General features: G+C 32.6%; 13 protein-coding genes. 9 read left to right on the forward strand and 4 right to left on the reverse strand.

The window, feature by feature from the left end:
* Positions 1–2: 2 nt before the first annotated feature.
* Together NH26_RS03405 and NH26_RS03410 are read left to right on the forward strand one after the other, a co-directional pair.
* A complete protein-coding gene (locus tag NH26_RS03405; RefSeq protein ID WP_044225387.1) occupies positions 3–713 on the forward strand; it encodes a cell division ATP-binding protein FtsE in 711 nt (236 codons plus the stop codon).
* Positions 713–1,084: a DUF983 domain-containing protein gene (locus NH26_RS03410; protein WP_044225384.1), complete on the forward strand. Its 372-nt coding sequence runs from the start codon at positions 713–715 to the stop codon at positions 1,082–1,084. Before NH26_RS03405 ends, NH26_RS03410 begins: the two co-directional genes overlap by 1 nt.
* A gap of 40 nt (positions 1,085–1,124) precedes the next feature.
* On the opposite strand, the gene NH26_RS03415 is transcribed toward NH26_RS03410, so the two are convergent.
* From NH26_RS03415 to NH26_RS03425, 3 genes are all read right to left on the reverse strand, one after another.
* Entirely contained in the window at positions 1,125–4,019 is a 2,895-nt protein-coding gene (locus tag NH26_RS03415) for a WD40/YVTN/BNR-like repeat-containing protein (protein ID WP_044225381.1), read from the reverse strand.
* A gap of 60 nt (positions 4,020–4,079) precedes the next feature.
* Positions 4,080–5,465 (reverse strand): outer membrane protein transport protein, encoded by a 1,386-nt coding sequence (locus tag NH26_RS03420; protein ID WP_044225378.1) that lies wholly within the window; start codon positions 5,463–5,465, stop codon positions 4,080–4,082.
* A 72-nt stretch (positions 5,466–5,537) separates the two neighbouring features.
* Positions 5,538–6,818, reverse strand: coding sequence for a citrate synthase (locus NH26_RS03425; RefSeq protein WP_044225533.1), 1,281 nt, complete (start codon positions 6,816–6,818; stop codon positions 5,538–5,540).
* A 409-nt stretch (positions 6,819–7,227) separates the two neighbouring features.
* On the opposite strand from NH26_RS03425, the gene topA reads away from it, so the two are divergent.
* The 3 genes from topA (at position 7,228) to lpxK (ending at position 12,227) form a co-directional block, all read left to right on the forward strand.
* Positions 7,228–9,669 carry a type I DNA topoisomerase gene (topA, locus tag NH26_RS03430; RefSeq protein WP_044225531.1) on the forward strand — a complete coding sequence of 814 codons (2,442 nt, stop codon included), beginning with the start codon at positions 7,228–7,230 and terminating at the stop codon, positions 9,667–9,669.
* Positions 9,670–9,958: 289 nt separating this feature from the next.
* A complete protein-coding gene (gene sucC, locus NH26_RS03435) occupies positions 9,959–11,149 on the forward strand; it encodes an ADP-forming succinate--CoA ligase subunit beta (RefSeq protein WP_044225375.1) in 1,191 nt (396 codons plus the stop codon).
* Positions 11,150–11,219: 70 nt separating this feature from the next.
* The gene (gene lpxK / locus NH26_RS03440) at positions 11,220–12,227 is read left to right on the forward strand and encodes a tetraacyldisaccharide 4'-kinase (protein ID WP_044225373.1); all 1,008 of its coding nucleotides are present in this window, start codon (positions 11,220–11,222) and stop codon (positions 12,225–12,227) included.
* 14 nt (positions 12,228–12,241) lie between these two features.
* On the opposite strand, the gene NH26_RS03445 is transcribed toward lpxK, so the two are convergent.
* Positions 12,242–12,901, reverse strand: a complete 660-nt coding sequence (locus NH26_RS03445; protein WP_044225370.1) for a GNAT family N-acetyltransferase — start codon at positions 12,899–12,901, stop codon at positions 12,242–12,244.
* A gap of 168 nt (positions 12,902–13,069) precedes the next feature.
* Between NH26_RS03445 and NH26_RS03450 the strand changes: the two genes are divergently transcribed.
* The 4 genes from NH26_RS03450 (at position 13,070) to NH26_RS03465 (ending at position 16,985) form a co-directional block, all read left to right on the forward strand.
* A complete protein-coding gene (locus tag NH26_RS03450; RefSeq protein WP_071397072.1) occupies positions 13,070–13,741 on the forward strand; it encodes a 4Fe-4S dicluster domain-containing protein in 672 nt (223 codons plus the stop codon).
* Complete coding sequence (locus tag NH26_RS03455; protein WP_044225367.1) at positions 13,741–14,247, forward strand: NADH-quinone oxidoreductase subunit J family protein; 507 nt, start codon at positions 13,741–13,743, stop codon at positions 14,245–14,247. Before NH26_RS03450 ends, NH26_RS03455 begins: the two co-directional genes overlap by 1 nt.
* 106 nt (positions 14,248–14,353) lie before the next feature.
* A complete protein-coding gene (greA, locus tag NH26_RS03460) occupies positions 14,354–14,824 on the forward strand; it encodes a transcription elongation factor GreA (RefSeq protein ID WP_044225364.1) in 471 nt (156 codons plus the stop codon).
* Positions 14,825–15,104: 280 nt separating this feature from the next.
* Positions 15,105–16,985, forward strand: a complete 1,881-nt coding sequence (locus NH26_RS03465; protein WP_044225361.1) for a biotin/lipoyl-containing protein — start codon at positions 15,105–15,107, stop codon at positions 16,983–16,985.
* The last annotated feature ends 42 nt before the right edge of the window (positions 16,986–17,027 follow it).

Here is a 17,027-nt window from a genome sequence, read left to right on the forward strand (position 1 = left end):
GGATGAATTCAGTAGTTACTTTAAGAGATGTAAAACTCAATATTGACGGAGCGATAATATTAAAAGATATTTCAATAGACATCGCATCTGGTGAATTTGTGTATTTACTAGGACCTACAGGAAGTGGGAAATCATCATTATTGAAACTATTGTATGCCGATCAGCAACCTAGTGAAGGTGTGATTAAAGTGAATGGGTATCAAGTGGATACCATCGTTTCGAAGGATGTGCCATTTTTGAGAAGATCACTAGGAGTGGTTTTTCAAGATTTTGAATTACTTACAGATAGATCTGTAGAAGATAATTTAGAATTTGTGTTGAAAGCAACAGGATGGAAATCAATTCAAAAAATCAATCAAAAAATTGATGAAACTTTAGAAAAGGTCCACCTTTCAAAAATCATAAGACAAAAGATGCCTCATCAATTATCAGGAGGTGAACAACAAAGAGTTGCTATAGCTAGAGCCTTATTGAATAACCCTAAAGTTTTAATTGCTGATGAACCGACAGGTAATCTAGATCCGAAGGTATCACGTTCTATACTTCAATTGTTTAAAGAAATCAATAATGAAGGAACTTGTGTGATTATGGCTACACATCAACATTCATTTTTAAGACTTAATCCAGAAAGATCAATCGTATTTGAAAAAGGAGGAATTAAAGACATTTCCAAAAAACAAGTACAGCAAAAACTAGACTTAAATCAATCCTAATGAACTTATCAGTAATATCAGCAATCTTAAAAAATAGATGTCCGTCTTGTAGAGAAAAGAGTATTTTTACTCATACTGCTTATTCAACATCATTTCAAAAAGTACATAAGAGATGCCCAAATTGTAATTGTAATCTCATACCAGAAACCGGGTTTTATTATGGGGCAATGTATGTTAGTTATGCTATCAATACAGCTATTGTTCTTGGGGTAATGTTTGTTTTTACAGTCATTTTAGATATTGATAATGTTTATGTATTACTTTCTGCAGCAATAGGACCAATGATTTTTTGTATGCCATTAATATTTAGATTATCACGGTCAATTTATTTACATCTAGTAGGAGGGATAAAATATCAAGAAAAAAAATAAGCACTTGTATATATCAAGTACTTATTTTTTATAGATTTCATTAAGGGATTTTTTTCTTCTTAACTCTTCCTTGTTTTTTCTGAGGGGCTTTTATTATTAATTTTTCAATCATTGATTGATCACCTTTAGTGAATTTAATTTCATATTCCCCTTCATCTAAATAGTATTTACCATTCTGTTTCTCTTGTAGTATATACTTCTTTTGATATACCTTTTCATAGGTCTTTTTATTTGATGAATCTATAGTGAAATTATAATCAATATAGTTTAGCCCTTTATCTACATTATATTTATTTTCAAACAACACCTTATCTTTTAGGGTAATTTGCATCGATAATTCTCCTGATGCATTGGTAAATACAGGTATTTTTATAGATGATTCAATAGGTACGCCCCATTCAAAATATCCTTCAATTTGTCCCCATTTTTTATTTAAAGTAACATTACTCAAAGGGTAAGTTGTAATTTCTGTATGAAAAGATTTTTGATTTAAAGACTGTATGTCAGCTAATTTACCTACATAAATACTTCTACCATGTGTACCAACAATGATTTCATTTTCTCTAGGTTGAATAGCTAAATCGTGAATTGCAACTCTAGGTAGGTCACCAAAAACCATAAATGAATTTCCCTTATCAAATGAAATATATAAACCATGATCGGTTCCAACATAAAGTATATTTTCGTTAGACGGATCTTCTTTTACAACGTTAATGCATTCCGCAGGTAGATCGTTACCTAACTTTTTCCAATTTTGCCCTTTATCATCTGATACATAAAGATATGAGTTGAAATCATCAAAGCGATAACCGTTCAAACTAATATATACTCTTTCAGCATTATACTTTGATGCAATAACTCTACTTACCCATAAACCTTTTGGTAAATCTGATGAAATGTTAGTCCATGTAGCGCCAACATTTTCTGATAGTTGAATCATACCATCATCTGAACCTGTATAAATGAGTCCGAATTGTAATGGAGATTCAGAAATTGAGGTGAGTGTACCGTAAGGAACATTTCCTTTGATACCCCCGTGTGTTAAGTCATCAGAAACAGCTACAAAATTATCACCCTGATCTAAAGATCTATGTAAACGATTAGAACCAAAGTAGATGACGTCATAATTATGCTTAGAAACTACGATAGGAGACTGCCAGTTCCAGCGTAATGGTTTTTCACTCAAAGTATGTTTAGGAGTGATGTAAGCCATTTTATTAGTCTTCTGATTGATTTTATAGTAATTCCCAAATTGATATCCAGTATAAATAGTTGTATTGTCTCTTTCATCTACACCTATTTGCATTCCATCTCCACCCATAACGGATTGAAAAGGATACTTACCATTATTTTGCCATTCGCTATTAATTTCAGCATTTGACGATCCAACCCAAACACCGTTATCTTGTAAGCCTCCATAAATATTGTAAGGTTCAGCCATGTCGTAGTTTACAGAATAAAATTGTCCGACAGGGAAACTGTTACATTTAAGATAGTTCTTACCTCCATCATAAGTAATATTTACACCACCATCATTACCCAAAATAAAATGCTGAGGATTATTAGGGTTAATCCATAAAGCGTGATGGTCCACATGAACATTATCATTTCCTAGATCATTCCAAGTTTTCCCACCATCAGAAGATCCTAAAAATGGAACTCCTAAAATATAGATTTGATTATCATTTGTAGGATCAACTCTAATGTTTCCAAAATAATAACCAAAAGTATAAACTACTCTGTCAAGATAATTGTCATGCGTCTTTGTCCAATTTTTACCCCCATCTTCGGATACATATACTTCTGCACCTTTTACTTGTGTATTGAAAAGGTCTTCTTCGGCATCTCCTAGGTAATCAACCAAAGCTTTTGGAGAGTATTTTTTGTTTTTAATATCCTCTTTTATTGATGTAGCGTTGTATTGATTAGGAAAGTTATAATGATCTAAATAGGCATTGATATCATTCTCATCAAGTGTTAAGAAATCTTGATCAGACATTGACTTTAATTGATCAAAATGTAAAGAAATAGTCTTCTTTGTAATCTCTTTTTTGTTATCCTGATTATCTAAAAAGGCATAAATTTTATTAGAGTTTTGTTTAGAAATACTAAGTCCAATTCTACCTACACCTTCTCCTGTAGGGAAACCTGAGTTCTCAATAGAAATTTTATTCCAAGTAGTACCGCCATCAGTAGATTTAAAAATACCAGACTCTTTACCCGAAGCCTTGAAATTCCACGCTTCTCTATGTCTTTCCCATGCTGAAGCATATAATATATTACTGTCTTTCGAATCAATCACTAAATCAATCACCCCAGTACTATCAGAGATAAATAGTGTTTGTTTCCAAGATGCTCCACCATCCGTAGATTTATAAATCCCTCTATTAATATCTTTTGAGTATAAATTACCTATAGATGCCACCCATATATTATTTTCATTTGATGGATCTAAAACTATTCTTCCAATATGTTGTGTGTTTTCTAATCCTATATGAGTCCAACTTTTACCATTGTCAGAAGATTTATAAATTCCATTTCCAGAATAACTTGACCTTGATGAATTATTTTCACCTGATCCAATGTAAATAGTATTTTCACCTTCTTTCCATTGTACGGCAATATCACCGATAGTCATGCTGGCTTCATTTTGAAATAGCGGAGTGAATTGAACACCTGCAGTAGTACTGTACCATAATCCACCTGAGGCAAAAGCACTATAAATTTCATTAGGTTGTGTTGGATTGGCTTCAATGTCAACAACTCTTCCACTCATTACTGTAGGCCCGACATTACGAAAGGGTACATTTTTAAAGAAAGAGTTTTCTTTGAGCTTTTGATATTGTTGAAATGAGGAAGTTCTATTTTCAGAATTTTGAGCTAATAAATAGCTACCTAAAAACAAGAGTAGAAGTGAAGTGGTTATTTTTTTCATTTGTATGTTTATTTGATAATAAATAAATGAGTTAGTGAAATATTGAAAAACAGTGGATGGTTATAACTGTGTGCGATCTTTGAAATGATAAGTGATACCAAAAACAAGATTGAATTGTAAATACATCGCTTCAGTATTATAATTAATATCATTTAGTTCTTTATATGGACGAGCATTTAGATTAACTAATTGTGGATCTCCTTTTGAAAATCCTAGATCTGAAACAATACCAGCAATTACATTAAACCTAGGGCCAAACCATTCCACTCCAGAAGAAATATGATATAAATCCCAATATTCATATGAAAGTATATTCTCTTGCGTAGGGTTAATTTTCCTATCATCAAGGTTATTAAAATCGGTTCTAAACCCTGATAATAGATTGATTTTATCAAACAGTCTATTTTTAAAACCAATAGCAATATTTACTATCTGTTTATTAGCAACCCAATATTGTCCAAATTCAACATTTTGTGGTGCAAAAACTGACTGTTCATCTTTCATCCCAAAAATACCATATCTATCGATAGGACCGAAATAACCGATACGGCATGATATTTCTGATTTATTAGTATGATAACCTAAATTAATATCAGCAGTAAAAGGATGTTTGTACTTACTGTAAATTTTCTCTTGAGAAGACACTACTTTATGAATATTACCTTGTTCATCTTTAGTGTCTAGAGTCCTAATTAAATTGGATTTTGATAAAAATGGTAAACGAATATCTTGTGTTTCAAAGTTGAAACCAAGGTTAAAGTTATTATTTACTAACCAAGCAACCCCAAGTTTCCATAAGATAGAAACTTGATTAAAACGTACATTTTTATAATCTATATGATAATTAGTTATTTCGTTATTATTACTCCATGTTTGATTCGTGTTATTGGTGATCTGAGCATTTTTAATATCAACGAAATGTGTGATTCCAATTCCTAGTTTATCATTTACTCTAAATGTAGTTCCCACTGCAAAGCGATCATTTCTAACACTGCTTTTGTAATTAAAATAACCTTCATATAAAGCATTTGATTCAGGATCGATACCAATATTTTGTGAATTATATTCTTGTTTAGAATTGAGGAGGTTAATAATGGCATAAGTAACTTTGAAATTCTTCTTATCTAACTTAAAAGCAGTACCTGCTACCATTTGAGGTTTAGTTTCCATGGTATTCATTTTAATATGTATACCATCTCCAGCACCATTTTTTATATCAACTATAGTATAGCCAATTAAGTCTGATGTGAAAGAAACGTTTGGAGTCTCAGTAAATGCTAAAGCCCCGGGGTTATAAAATATAGCACTATTATCATTTACTCCTGCAGATAATGAACCACCTAACAAGTTGCCATTTGCACCTTGTTGTTGTTGCCAATAGAAATTACCTTGAGCAGCACAGATAAAAGGGAATAAAATTAAGGTAAAAGTAAATAGATGCCTCATGAGAAAGACCATAAATAAATTGTAATTAAAAAAAGCCATCATTTCTGATGGCTTTTTTTTTATGTAAAAACCTTATTTCGTAGGATAAGGTCTAGCAACTTCTCCTGTATAAATTTGACGAGGTCTAGAAATTGGTTGATTAAGATTTCTAGATTCTTTCCATTGTGCTATCCAGCCTGGAAGACGTCCTAGAGCAAACAATACTGTAAACATTTCAGTAGGGAAGCCCATTGCTTTGTAAATGATACCTGAATAGAAATCTACGTTAGGGTAAAGTTTTCTAGCTTTGAAGTATTCATCATTCAATGCTTTTTCTTCTAAACCTTTTGCAATTTCCAATAGAGGATCATTAATACCTAATTTATCAAGTACAGCATCCGCGTGTTTTTTGATGATTTTCGCTCTAGGGTCAAAGTTCTTATAAACTCTATGACCAAAGCCCATCAAACGGAATGGATCTTCAGGATCTTTTGCTTTCTCGATAAATTTATCAACGTTACCACCACTTGCATGAATGTCTTCTAACATTTCAATTACCGCTTGGTTAGCTCCACCATGAAGTGGTCCCCATAAAGCGTTAATACCTGCAGCAATAGCAACATATAATGAAGCTTGAGATGAACCAACAACTCTAACTGTAGCAGCTGAACAGTTTTGCTCGTGATCTGCATGTAGAATTAATAGTTTGTCTAAAGCATCAACTAATATTGGATCAATCTCATAATCTTCCACAGGAAGACCGAACATCATTTTCATGAAGTTCTCGATATAACCTAATTTGTTTTCCGGATACATTAGTGGGTGACCAATACTTTTCTTGTAGACCCATGATGCTAAAGTTGGTAACTTTGCGATCAATCTGTGTATTGTAAGGTCAACCATTTTAGGATCTCTATTTGGATCCAATGATTCAGGATGGAATGCCGTAAGAGAAGTAACCAAAGAAGATAACACGCCCATAGGGTGAGCATCAGCTGGGAAACCATCAAAAATTTTACGTACATTTTCGTGAACTAAAGTATGACGAGAGATGTCAACTTTGAATTGCTCAAATTCTTGAGCTGTTGGCAATTCGCCATTGATTAGTAAATAAGCTACTTCTGAGAAAGTAGAATGCTCACATAAATCTTCGATTGAGTAACCTCTATATCTAAGAATACCTTTTTCACCATCAAGGAATGTTACCTCACTTGTGGTAGAACCTGTGTTCTTGAAACCTACATCAAGGGTAATTAATCCACTTGTTGCTCTCAGTTTACTGATATCTACTCCTAGCTCATCTTCTGAGCCTTTAACTACTGGTAAATCGTAAGTATTACCTTGATAAGTTAATTGCGCTGTGTTTTCACTCATGTTTTTTTCTGACTTTGTTTGAGGTTTGTTGTGGTCAAGTTCTACTTCTTGCATTTCGGTGTTAATTATATTGTTCGCACGTGTAAAAAAATCGCATCATGGGGTTACCATTGATTTGAGTGCCTAAATATATCTTAATAATAATTTTTAAACAAAAAATTTACTCTTTTTGACGTTGTTATGGTAAGAATTTGTTAATTATCAACGAAAAACTTTTTCAATGATAGAAATGACTAATGTCATTATCAATCCTGATAAATATTATTATTTCGAAACTTTTCATAACCTTTTCAATTTTTTATTCAGTTTTTTTTTGAACTTTAATAATGTTTGTGATAAGTTGTTTCGCGCGGGAGAAATCTTGCAAATGCCATTTTACAAAAAAGACAAGAATAGAGCTTATATATATATGTCAAGAAATTTATTAATAGTCGAGTCACCTGCAAAAGCCAAGACAATTGAAAAGTACTTGGGCGAAGGTTACACCGTTAGGTCTAGCTACGGACATGTTAGGGATTTAAAAAAAGGCAACGATGCAATAGACGTTGATAAAGACTTTTTACCCACATACGAAGTGTCGTCAGATAAAAAAGACGTCATAAGAGAATTAAAGAAATTAACTAAGGAAGCAGAAACTGTTTGGTTAGCGACCGATGATGACCGCGAAGGAGAAGCTATTTCTTGGCATTTACAAGAAGCTCTAAATTTAAAGAATAAGGATACTAAAAGAATTGTCTTTAGAGAAATTACTAAAACAGCAATTCAATCAGCGATTCAAAAACCAAGAACAATTGATATTGATTTAGTCAATGCCCAACAAGCAAGAAGAATACTTGATAGACTTGTAGGTTTTGAACTTTCACCTGTTCTATGGAAAAAGATACAAAGAGGTTTATCTGCTGGCCGTGTACAAAGTGTAGCTGCAAGGTTAGTTGTTGAAAGAGAGAGGGAGATAGAAGCCTTTAAACCAAAAGATTACTATAGAGTTGTTGCTAGTTTTGATTTAGGTGGTAATAAAGCATTAGAAGCCGAATTAAACACAAAATTCAAATCAAAAGAAGAAGCGGAATCTTTCTTGAATGATTGTTTAAAAGATGATTTCAAGATTTCAGATATTAAAACAAGACCAGGGAAGAAATCTCCTGCACCTCCGTTTACAACATCGACACTACAACAAGAGGCAAGTAGAAAACTAGGATACTCTGTAGCTGCTACGATGTCTATTGCACAACGTTTATATGAAGCTGGTCACATTACTTATATGAGAACAGATTCATTGAATCTATCTCAAGAAGCTATTCAATCTGCAACTCAAGAAATAGCAGATGTTTATGGAAATGACTATGTGCAAGAACGTCACTTTAAAACTTCTAATAAAGGTGCACAAGAAGCCCATGAAGCAATTAGACCTACTAATTTTAAAAATCATAAATTAAAGTTAGAAGACAATAGAGAGGCAAGATTATATGATTTAATCTGGAAAAGAGCAGTAGCTTCTCAAATGTCTGATGCTCAACTTGAAAGAACAACAGCTGAGATTACATCACCTAGTAGAAGCGAAAAGTTTACGGCAAAAGGAGAGGTAATTAAATTCGAAGGTTTCTTGAAGGCCTACATCGAATCTAATGACGATGACGATTTAGAAGAAGATGAGAATACTAAAGGAATGTTACCTCCTTTGAATGTTGGACAAGATTTACCAATTAATACTATTAACGCTACTCAAAGGTACACAAGACCAGCGGCGAGATATACAGAAGCAAGTCTTGTAAAAACTTTAGAAGAAAAAGGAATTGGTAGACCATCTACTTATGCACCTACAATCTCTACTATTCAAAAGAGAGAGTATGTTATTAAAGAAGCTAGAGATGGTAAAGAAAGAGCTTACAATCAATTGACTTTACAAGATGGTCAGGTGATTAGTAAAGACTTGAATGAAACATATGGAGCTGAGAAGGGTAAGCTTTTCCCAACAAATATGGGAATGGTAGTGAATGATTTCTTGGTGAAACATTTCCCTAAAGTGGTCGATTACTCATTCACTGCAAATGTGGAAGAGCAATTTGATGAAATTGCCCATGGTAATATGGAATGGCAAAATATGTTGAAAGACTTTTACAAACCATTTCATGATAATGTAGTAGATACTGAAGAAAATGCAGATAGAGCTGAAGCTCATGCAGAAAGAGAATTAGGTATTGATCCCACAACAGGTAAAAGAATTATTACTCGTCTAGGACGTTTTGGTCCAATTGTTCAAATTGGAGAACAAGATGATGAAGAGAAAAAATTTGCATCACTTAGAAAAGGTCAATACTTAGAGTCTATTACTTTAGAAGAAGCACTTGAGTTATTTAAATTACCTAGAACTCTAGGTAAATATGAAGATAAAGTAGTTGTTGCAGCAATTGGTCGATTCGGACCTTATATTCGTCATGACGGTAAATTCGTTTCTTTAGGAAAAGAATATGCACCAGAAACGGTAGAACTTGACACAGCTATTGAATTAATTTTAGCAAAACGTGAAGCAGATGCTAAAAAATTAATTAAAACTTTTGAAGAGGAAGAAAACCTTCAATTGTTAAATGGACGTTGGGGAGCTTATATTTCTTACAATAAGGCCAATATTAAAATTCCTAAAGAATTAAAAGAAAAAGCGGCTGAGTTAACTTACGAAGAAGTAAAGAAGATAATAGAGGAAGCACCAGCACCGAAAGCTCGTGGTGGAAAGGCAGCAGCTAAAAAGGAAACTAAAACAACTGCAAAAAAGGCCCCAGCCAAAAAGACCACAGCGAAAAAGACGACAAAAAAGACAGTTGCTAAAAAAACAACAGCAGCGAAGAAAAAATAAAGTCATCACACACCTAGTTTACTAGGTGTGTTTTTTTTTGTAAACATTTTTTATTCTAAAAGATCTTAAAATCTCATTTGTAAAAACAGCGATTTTCTACATTAAATTAAAAAAGACCCAATTATTTCCACTAATTACCCTTTTTAATTTTGAATATTCGCATAAGCAAATTTGACTTTTGTTTTATTTTATTTAGAATTGTATTACCAAACTGTAATGATTTATATCATTGCGTTAAAAATATAGCAATACACTAAACAAACTTGTGCACCCAAAGGGGTAAAATATCATGAATATTCACGAATACCAAGCAAAAAGTATTCTTCAAGAATACGGTGTTAAAGTTCCAGTAGGATACGTAGCAGAAACTGCTGATGAAGCTGTTGAAGCTGCCAAAAGACTTAACGAAGAAACCGGTACCAACTTTTGGGTGGTTAAAGCTCAAATCCACGCAGGTGGTAGAGGTAAAGGTGGCGGAGTAAAAGTTGCCAAAAGCCTAGAAGAAGTAAAAACACTTTCTGAACAAATCATCGGAATGCAGTTAGTTACTCCTCAGACTGGACCTGAAGGTAAAAAAGTAAACAAGGTGATGATTCAACAGGATGTATACTATCCAGGTGAGTCAGAAATCAAAGAATATTATATTTCTGTTTTATTAAACAGAGCTACAGGTAAAAATATGATCATGTACTCTACAGAAGGAGGCATGGACATTGAAGAAGTAGCTGAAAAGACTCCTGAATTAATCTTCCATGAAGAAATTGATCCAGCAGTAGGTATCCAAGGTTTCCAAGCGAGAAGAATTGCTTTTAACTTAGGTACTTCTGGTAAGTCGTTTAAAGAGATGGTAAAATTTGTTACAGCTCTTTACAATGCTTATGTAGGTATTGATTCTGAAATGTTTGAAATCAATCCTGTTTTCAAAACATCTGATGATCAAGTTATGGCAGTAGATGCTAAAGTAGGTCTTGATGACAATGCTTTATATCGTCATAAAGATATTGCAGCAATGCGTGATGTATCTGAAGAAGATCCTACAGAAGTAGAAGCTGGAGAATCTGGTCTTAATTATGTGAAGCTTGACGGTAACGTTGGTTGCATGGTAAACGGAGCAGGTCTTGCAATGGCTACTATGGATATGATTAAGCTTTCTGGTGGTGATCCTGCTAACTTCCTTGATGTTGGAGGTGGAGCTAATGCAACTACTGTAGAGGCTGGTTTTAGAATTATTCTTAAAGACCCTAACGTAAAAGCAATCCTTATCAATGTATTTGGTGGTATCGTTCGTTGTGATCGTGTTGCCAATGGTGTTGTTGAAGCTTACAAAAATATCGGAGATATTCAAGTGCCGATTATTGTACGTCTTCAAGGAACAAATGCTGAAGAAGGAGCTAAGATTATAGATGAATCTGGTTTAAAAGTTGTTTCTGCTATTACTTTATCTGAAGCTGCAGACAGAGTAAAAGAAGCTTTAGCTTAATTATAAAAAGACTTTAATCTTTAAAGCAGTTGAAAGCCTCGGTTTTCAACTGCTTTTTTTATCTTTGAATATGGAATTTATCTTAAAGCCCCTTTCGAAAATATATGATGCTATCACGCATCAGAGAAATAAATCTTACGATTCAAAACCGTTTAAAACAGTAAAATTTGATCTGCCTATTATAAGTGTAGGAAATCTTTCTGTTGGAGGGACTGGAAAAACGCCATTTGTCGAATTTTTAATTGAAAGACTTAAGGATAAATACTCATTAGGAATATTAAGCAGAGGGTATGGCCGAAAAACAAAAGGAGCTATCATAGCAGATGAAAATTCTACCGCTAAAATTATTGGTGATGAACCTATGCAATATCATGGGAAATATAAAGATATTCAGGTAGTAGTTTCAGAGCTTAGAGTGCTAGGTGTACCATTATTTGAGGAAGTAGATTTAATCATTTTAGATGATGCTTTTCAACATAGAGCAATACATCGAGATTTAAATATTATGCTTTCCGATTATAATAAACCTTTTTTTGAAGACCATGTTTTACCATATGGAAGACTCAGAGAAAGAAAGGAAGGAGCAGGAAGAGCTGATATAATAATTTTCACAAAATGCCCTAGTTCTATTTCAGAAACATCAGTTAATCATTATAAGATTGAAACTAATAACTATACCAATGCAAAAATATTTTTTGCTGAAATAAAATACGGTGATTTTTATGGTCTACATTCTAATAAAAAAATTGATATTACTGATGATATCACTCTATTAACATCAATTGCGAATACTGACCCGTTATTAAGCTATTTAAATGAAAATAAGTTAAATGTCTCTAAGCATTATAAATTTAGAGATCATTATTCTTTTACAGAAAAAACGATTCAAAGAATTGAGAATGAAATAAAGGAGGGTGTAGTATTGATTACCGAAAAGGATGCCGCTAAATTAAAACCAATTACAAAGACATCTCATCTCAAATTTGTGGTCATTCCGATTGAACCTAAAATATTATTTCATAAAGAAGAAGAGTTAGTAAATTTGATTCAAAACGGAATTAACTCAAAAGAAGTTTAATTACGCTGGCGATTTTATTCAAAAGCTTCCCATTTATTGTGTTCCCAATTAAGTCTTTCTAGAGGCTTGAATTTCTTCTTATAGTCATAAAAAGAGGGGATATCGTAGCAGTATCCATGATAATAATAGATGAAATCATTCGCCATGCCAAATTGAATTTCTAAAAGCATGGTTAAAATTCCTAGACTAAATTTAGAATAAGAAGGATCATACATTCCATAAATGGAAGAAAGTGATTTCTCTCCTAAACCAATATAACTGATGGCTATAATCTGATCTTTATCATAAACTCTTAACTCATATATTTTTGTTGGAGTTGCTGAGGTATTTATCTTGGCTAAAAAATCAAAAATGGAGTTAGGTACATTATCATGAAATTTCTTCTTATGTATTTCAAACATTTGATGCGTAGTGTCATCAATAGAGACCTTCTCGATAGAACAAGTGAAATCTACCGCTTTATTTAAAATCTTTTTTTGAGATTTTGATAAACTAAATTGTAGTAATGGAATCCTCAAAGGCAAAACATTACAAACTTGATCGTTATGAAAATTAATATTATATCGGAAAAAGTTTTCACCAAAATGACGGTAGCCCGCGGCTAATAAGTAATCGTATTGAGATGGTGAAACATAACTTTTACTAAAATCATCTACTATATATTGTATTTTCATATAAATGAGTTAATTCAAATTGACCGAATCATTAAACAATTTAGGTATATACTAATTTATATAAAAAATTACAGATCTATTTGATAAGTTAATTTAAAACAATTCTTGATTTTATAGATCAACGTCAATTTTATTGATAACTTTGTAAAGAATAAAAAGATTTTTTAAATGATAGAAAAGATAGGGGCAAATAGTTCATATTTTGGAAATATAAAAGAAGCTTTTCAAACTTCACTTCAGGGATTAAAACTATCTATTATCCACTTAAGGAATGCACTACTTAATAAAAGAGTAGGTAATCAATCCTTTAAAAAAGATGGTTATTTTGATCCTGAGAGTTCTGTGGTAACATTAAAATACCCAGAGGAAGCCTTGCCTGTTCCAGATAATGGTAGATATAAGCTTGATTTAGAGATTGATGACTGTATTGTCTGTGATAAATGTGCAAAAGTTTGTCCAGTCGATTGTATTGATATTGAACCGATTTTATCTCAAGATGTTATTGGTGAAACATCCGATGGAACTGCAAAAAGGATATATGCAGCTAAGTTTGATATCGACATGGCAAAATGTTGTTTCTGTGGTTTATGTACTTATGTATGTCCAACAGAATGCCTGACAATGACAAAATCTTATGATTTTAGTGAGCTTGATATGAGAGAATTAACTTATGGGTTTGCTGAAATGTCAGAAGGTGAGGTAAAAGAGAAGAAAGCTTTATTTGACGAAGCGCAAGCAAAGAAAAAAGCTGAAAAACTTCAAAAGAGTGCAACTTCCGAAGAACCTAAACAGGAAGTGTCTAAAAGACCGAAATTTACACCAAGAGTAACAAAAAAATAATGATCGTTTATATTTTTTACTTTCTTGTGGCTGTGATGTCCATTTCATCTATTGCATTATTTTTTACCAAAAAAGTAATATATAATGCAGCCTATTTATTATTTGCACTTTTAAGTGTTGCAGGTTTATTTGTAATTTCTGCATCTGACTTCTTAGCCATCACACAAGTGATGATCTACATAGGAGGTGTGTTGGTTTTATTGTTATTTGGTATTATGTATACTAAAAATAAAGACGACGAAGGTGTTATTAGTGGTTCAAAAAGAACAGGACTTGGCTTAGTATTAGGTGGATTGTCATTTGGTTTATTAGCTAATAGTATTTTGCAAGAAGAGATGATTGTAATTGCAAGTGTCCCTGATCAAAGTGTAGTAAATATACTTGGAGTACAAATGATGACTAATCATATCTTTTCTTTTGAATTAACGGCCATTTTATTATTGGTTGTGTTAATTGGAGCAGTATTTATCACTACAAAATCTGAAAAAAAGATAGATCATAAATAAAAAATTTTATATATTAATATCCACAATCTATATTTGTGGTCCGAAAAAAAAATAAAAATACGGTCTGATGTAATATTAGATCGTTTTTGATTATAAAATATTGAACATGTCAAAGACAACTTTTTATACACACGAGGGACTTCAGAGATTATCTGAAGAACTTAATGATTTAAAAACTAAAGGTAGAGCAGATATTGCTAAACAAATTGCAGAAGCAACGGATAAAGGTGATTTGAGTGAAAATGCAGAGTATGATGCTGCCAAAGATGCTCAAGGTCACTTAGAAGCTAAAATTGCTGAATTATCTAATTTAGTTGCTAACGCAAGAGTAATCGATGAATCTAAATTAGATACTTCAAAAGTAGGTATCTTATCGATAGTAAAGATTAAAGCACCAACAGGAGCTGAAATGTCATATACTTTAGTCTCTGCTAAGGAGGCTAATGTTAGAGAGAATAAAATCTCGATAGACTCGCCAATTGCTCAAGGTTTAATGGGTAAGAAAGTAGGGGATATTGCAGAAGTAAAAACCCCAAGAGGGATAATGAAATTTGAGATATTAAATATCTCATTATAATTAGAAGAGCGAATGAAAAATCATTCGCTTTTTTTATGTCTTTACCTGACTCAAAAACTTAATATTTTATTTGATGATAAAATACCAAGGCTATTAAAAAAAATTAACACCTGATCAAAAGGTTCACTACCTAAAAAAACATTGATTTTCTACCCAAAAATGCATTAAATACTAAAATCACTGTTTTAACAATATTTTTGTCACCTTTATAGATATTGAGATTAGTTAAAATCGCATTATCAATTAGTCATAATTATCAAAAATTATAAATGTTAGCCTTATGGTACAAGAACTAAAAATTAGAGATCTCACAATGAGAGATGGACAACAATCTCTTTTTGCTACTAGAATGAAGCAGGAACAAGTTGAAAGATTGTTACCTGATTACCAAAAAGCAAATTTTTATGCAATGGAAGTTTGGGGTGGTGCAGTGCCGGATTCAGTAATGAGATATTTAGGAGAAAACCCTTGGCATCGTTTAAAAAGTATTCATGATGCAATTGGTGACGTAAGTAAACTAACTGCATTATCTAGAGGTAGAAACCTTTTCGGTTATACTCCTTACACAGAAGAAATTATTGAAGGATTTTGTAAAACATCAATCAATAACGGTTTAGGCATTATGAGAATCTTTGATGCTCTTAATGATACAAACAATATTCAATCTACAATAAAGTATGTAAAAAAATATGGAGGAATTGCAGATTGTGCAGTTTGCTACACAATCGATCCTCAGTTTTCTACAATGGACCGTATCAAAGGGTTCTTTACAGGAAAACAAATTCCAAAGAAAGTATTTACAGATGAGTATTTCTTAGACAAAGCTTTGGAAATGCAAAGATTAGGAGCAGATATGATCACCATTAAAGATATGAGTGGTTTGATTCCTCCTATGAGAGTTGCAAAATTGATCAAATTATTCAAGTCTAAGTTAAACATCCCAGTAGATTTCCATACTCACTGTACTCCAGGATATGGTTTAGCTGCTGTTTTAGCTGCAGTAATGAGTGGTGCTGATATTGTTGATACTTGTATCTGGAACTTTGCAGGTGGATCTGCAGGTGTTGCTATCGAGTTGATGTATGTCTTCACTCAAAAATTAGGTATCAAGTTAGATGCTAATATGGAAGCAGTTGCTGAAATCAATCAAAAACTTATTGATATCAGAAAAGAGTTGAAAGATTTTGATGCTTACGATAGTTTCCCTAATCCTTTCAACCCGCTTACAGATACTTTACCTGCTAATGTTGATCAATTATTTGATCAAGCTATTTCAGCTGTTAAAGGAGAAGATGAAGAAACATTATTGTCTGTATGTCACCAAATTGAGGATTACTTCAATTTCCCTAAACCTAATACAAAAGTGAAGGAAGCAGAGGTTCCAGGTGGTATGTACTCTAACATGGTAGCTCAATTGAAAGCACTTCAATCTGAAGAGATCTTAGATGAAGCAATGAAATTGATTCCTCAAGTACGTATGGATGCTGGTTTACCTCCATTGGTTACTCCAACTTCTCAAATTGTTGGTGCACAAGCTGTAAACGCTGCACTTAGCTTAAAAGCTGGTAAAGAAATGTATGCAAATACTTCTAACCAATTCATTAGCTTAGTGAAAGGTGACTATGGTAAAACTCCAATTCCAGTAAAACCTGAGTTTAGACAACAAATCTGTGGTTTTGCAGAAGAAAAACCATTTGATACAAGTTCTTATAAATCACAAGACAATCCTACTTTGCCAGAATATGGTAATGTGAAATTAGCAGAAAACTACGAAGAGGTATTGTTATTAGAATTATTCCCTCTTGTAGCTAAAGGTTACTTGAAAAACTTGAAAAAAGAACAATGGGAAGCTAATAAACCTGTTGAAGTTGTCGAAGAGGTAGTAGAAACTAAAGCAGCTGCTGCTGACTTGAAATTAGGAAGAAAAATCAATGTTCCTATGCCAGGTAAAGTTTTAGATGTTTTAGTGAAAACAGGAGATAAAGTAGAGAAAAACCAAGCTATATTGATCTTAGAATCAATGAAAATGGAAAATAATATTCTTTCTGATTTTACAGGTTATGTAAATCATATTTTTGTTGAACCTGGTGATACACTAGCATCAGATCAAATTATGTTTGACCTTGTTAACTCTGAAGAGGAAATTACAGCTAATGCTTAAGACGTTTAAGTTGTAGTTTAATACCTGAGTTTGATGAATAAT

Source organism: Flammeovirga pacifica (assembly GCF_000807855.2).
In the GTDB taxonomy this organism is placed as follows: Bacteria; Bacteroidota; Bacteroidia; order Cytophagales; family Flammeovirgaceae; genus Flammeovirga; species Flammeovirga pacifica.

Excerpts from the sequence above, each read along its gene's own strand:
- NH26_RS03450 (WP_071397072.1), top strand. The coding sequence starts at position 13,070 with ATGATAGAAAAGATAGGGGCAAATAGTTCATATTTTGGAAATATAAAA.
- greA (WP_044225364.1), top strand. The coding sequence starts at position 14,354 with ATGTCAAAGACAACTTTTTATACACACGAGGGACTTCAGAGATTATCT.
- topA (WP_044225531.1), top strand. The coding sequence starts at position 7,228 with ATGTCAAGAAATTTATTAATAGTCGAGTCACCTGCAAAAGCCAAGACA.
- NH26_RS03425 (WP_044225533.1), bottom strand. The coding sequence starts at position 6,818 with ATGAGTGAAAACACAGCGCAATTAACTTATCAAGGTAATACTTACGAT.
- NH26_RS03410 (WP_044225384.1), top strand. The coding sequence starts at position 713 with ATGAACTTATCAGTAATATCAGCAATCTTAAAAAATAGATGTCCGTCT.
- NH26_RS03465 (WP_044225361.1), top strand. The coding sequence starts at position 15,105 with ATGGTACAAGAACTAAAAATTAGAGATCTCACAATGAGAGATGGACAA.
- NH26_RS03415 (WP_044225381.1), bottom strand. The coding sequence starts at position 4,019 with ATGAAAAAAATAACCACTTCACTTCTACTCTTGTTTTTAGGTAGCTAT.
- NH26_RS03455 (WP_044225367.1), top strand. The coding sequence starts at position 13,741 with ATGATCGTTTATATTTTTTACTTTCTTGTGGCTGTGATGTCCATTTCA.
- NH26_RS03445 (WP_044225370.1), bottom strand. The coding sequence starts at position 12,901 with ATGAAAATACAATATATAGTAGATGATTTTAGTAAAAGTTATGTTTCA.
- sucC (WP_044225375.1), top strand. The coding sequence starts at position 9,959 with ATGAATATTCACGAATACCAAGCAAAAAGTATTCTTCAAGAATACGGT.
- lpxK (WP_044225373.1), top strand. The coding sequence starts at position 11,220 with ATGGAATTTATCTTAAAGCCCCTTTCGAAAATATATGATGCTATCACG.
- NH26_RS03405 (WP_044225387.1), top strand. The coding sequence starts at position 3 with ATGAATTCAGTAGTTACTTTAAGAGATGTAAAACTCAATATTGACGGA.
- NH26_RS03420 (WP_044225378.1), bottom strand. The coding sequence starts at position 5,465 with ATGAGGCATCTATTTACTTTTACCTTAATTTTATTCCCTTTTATCTGT.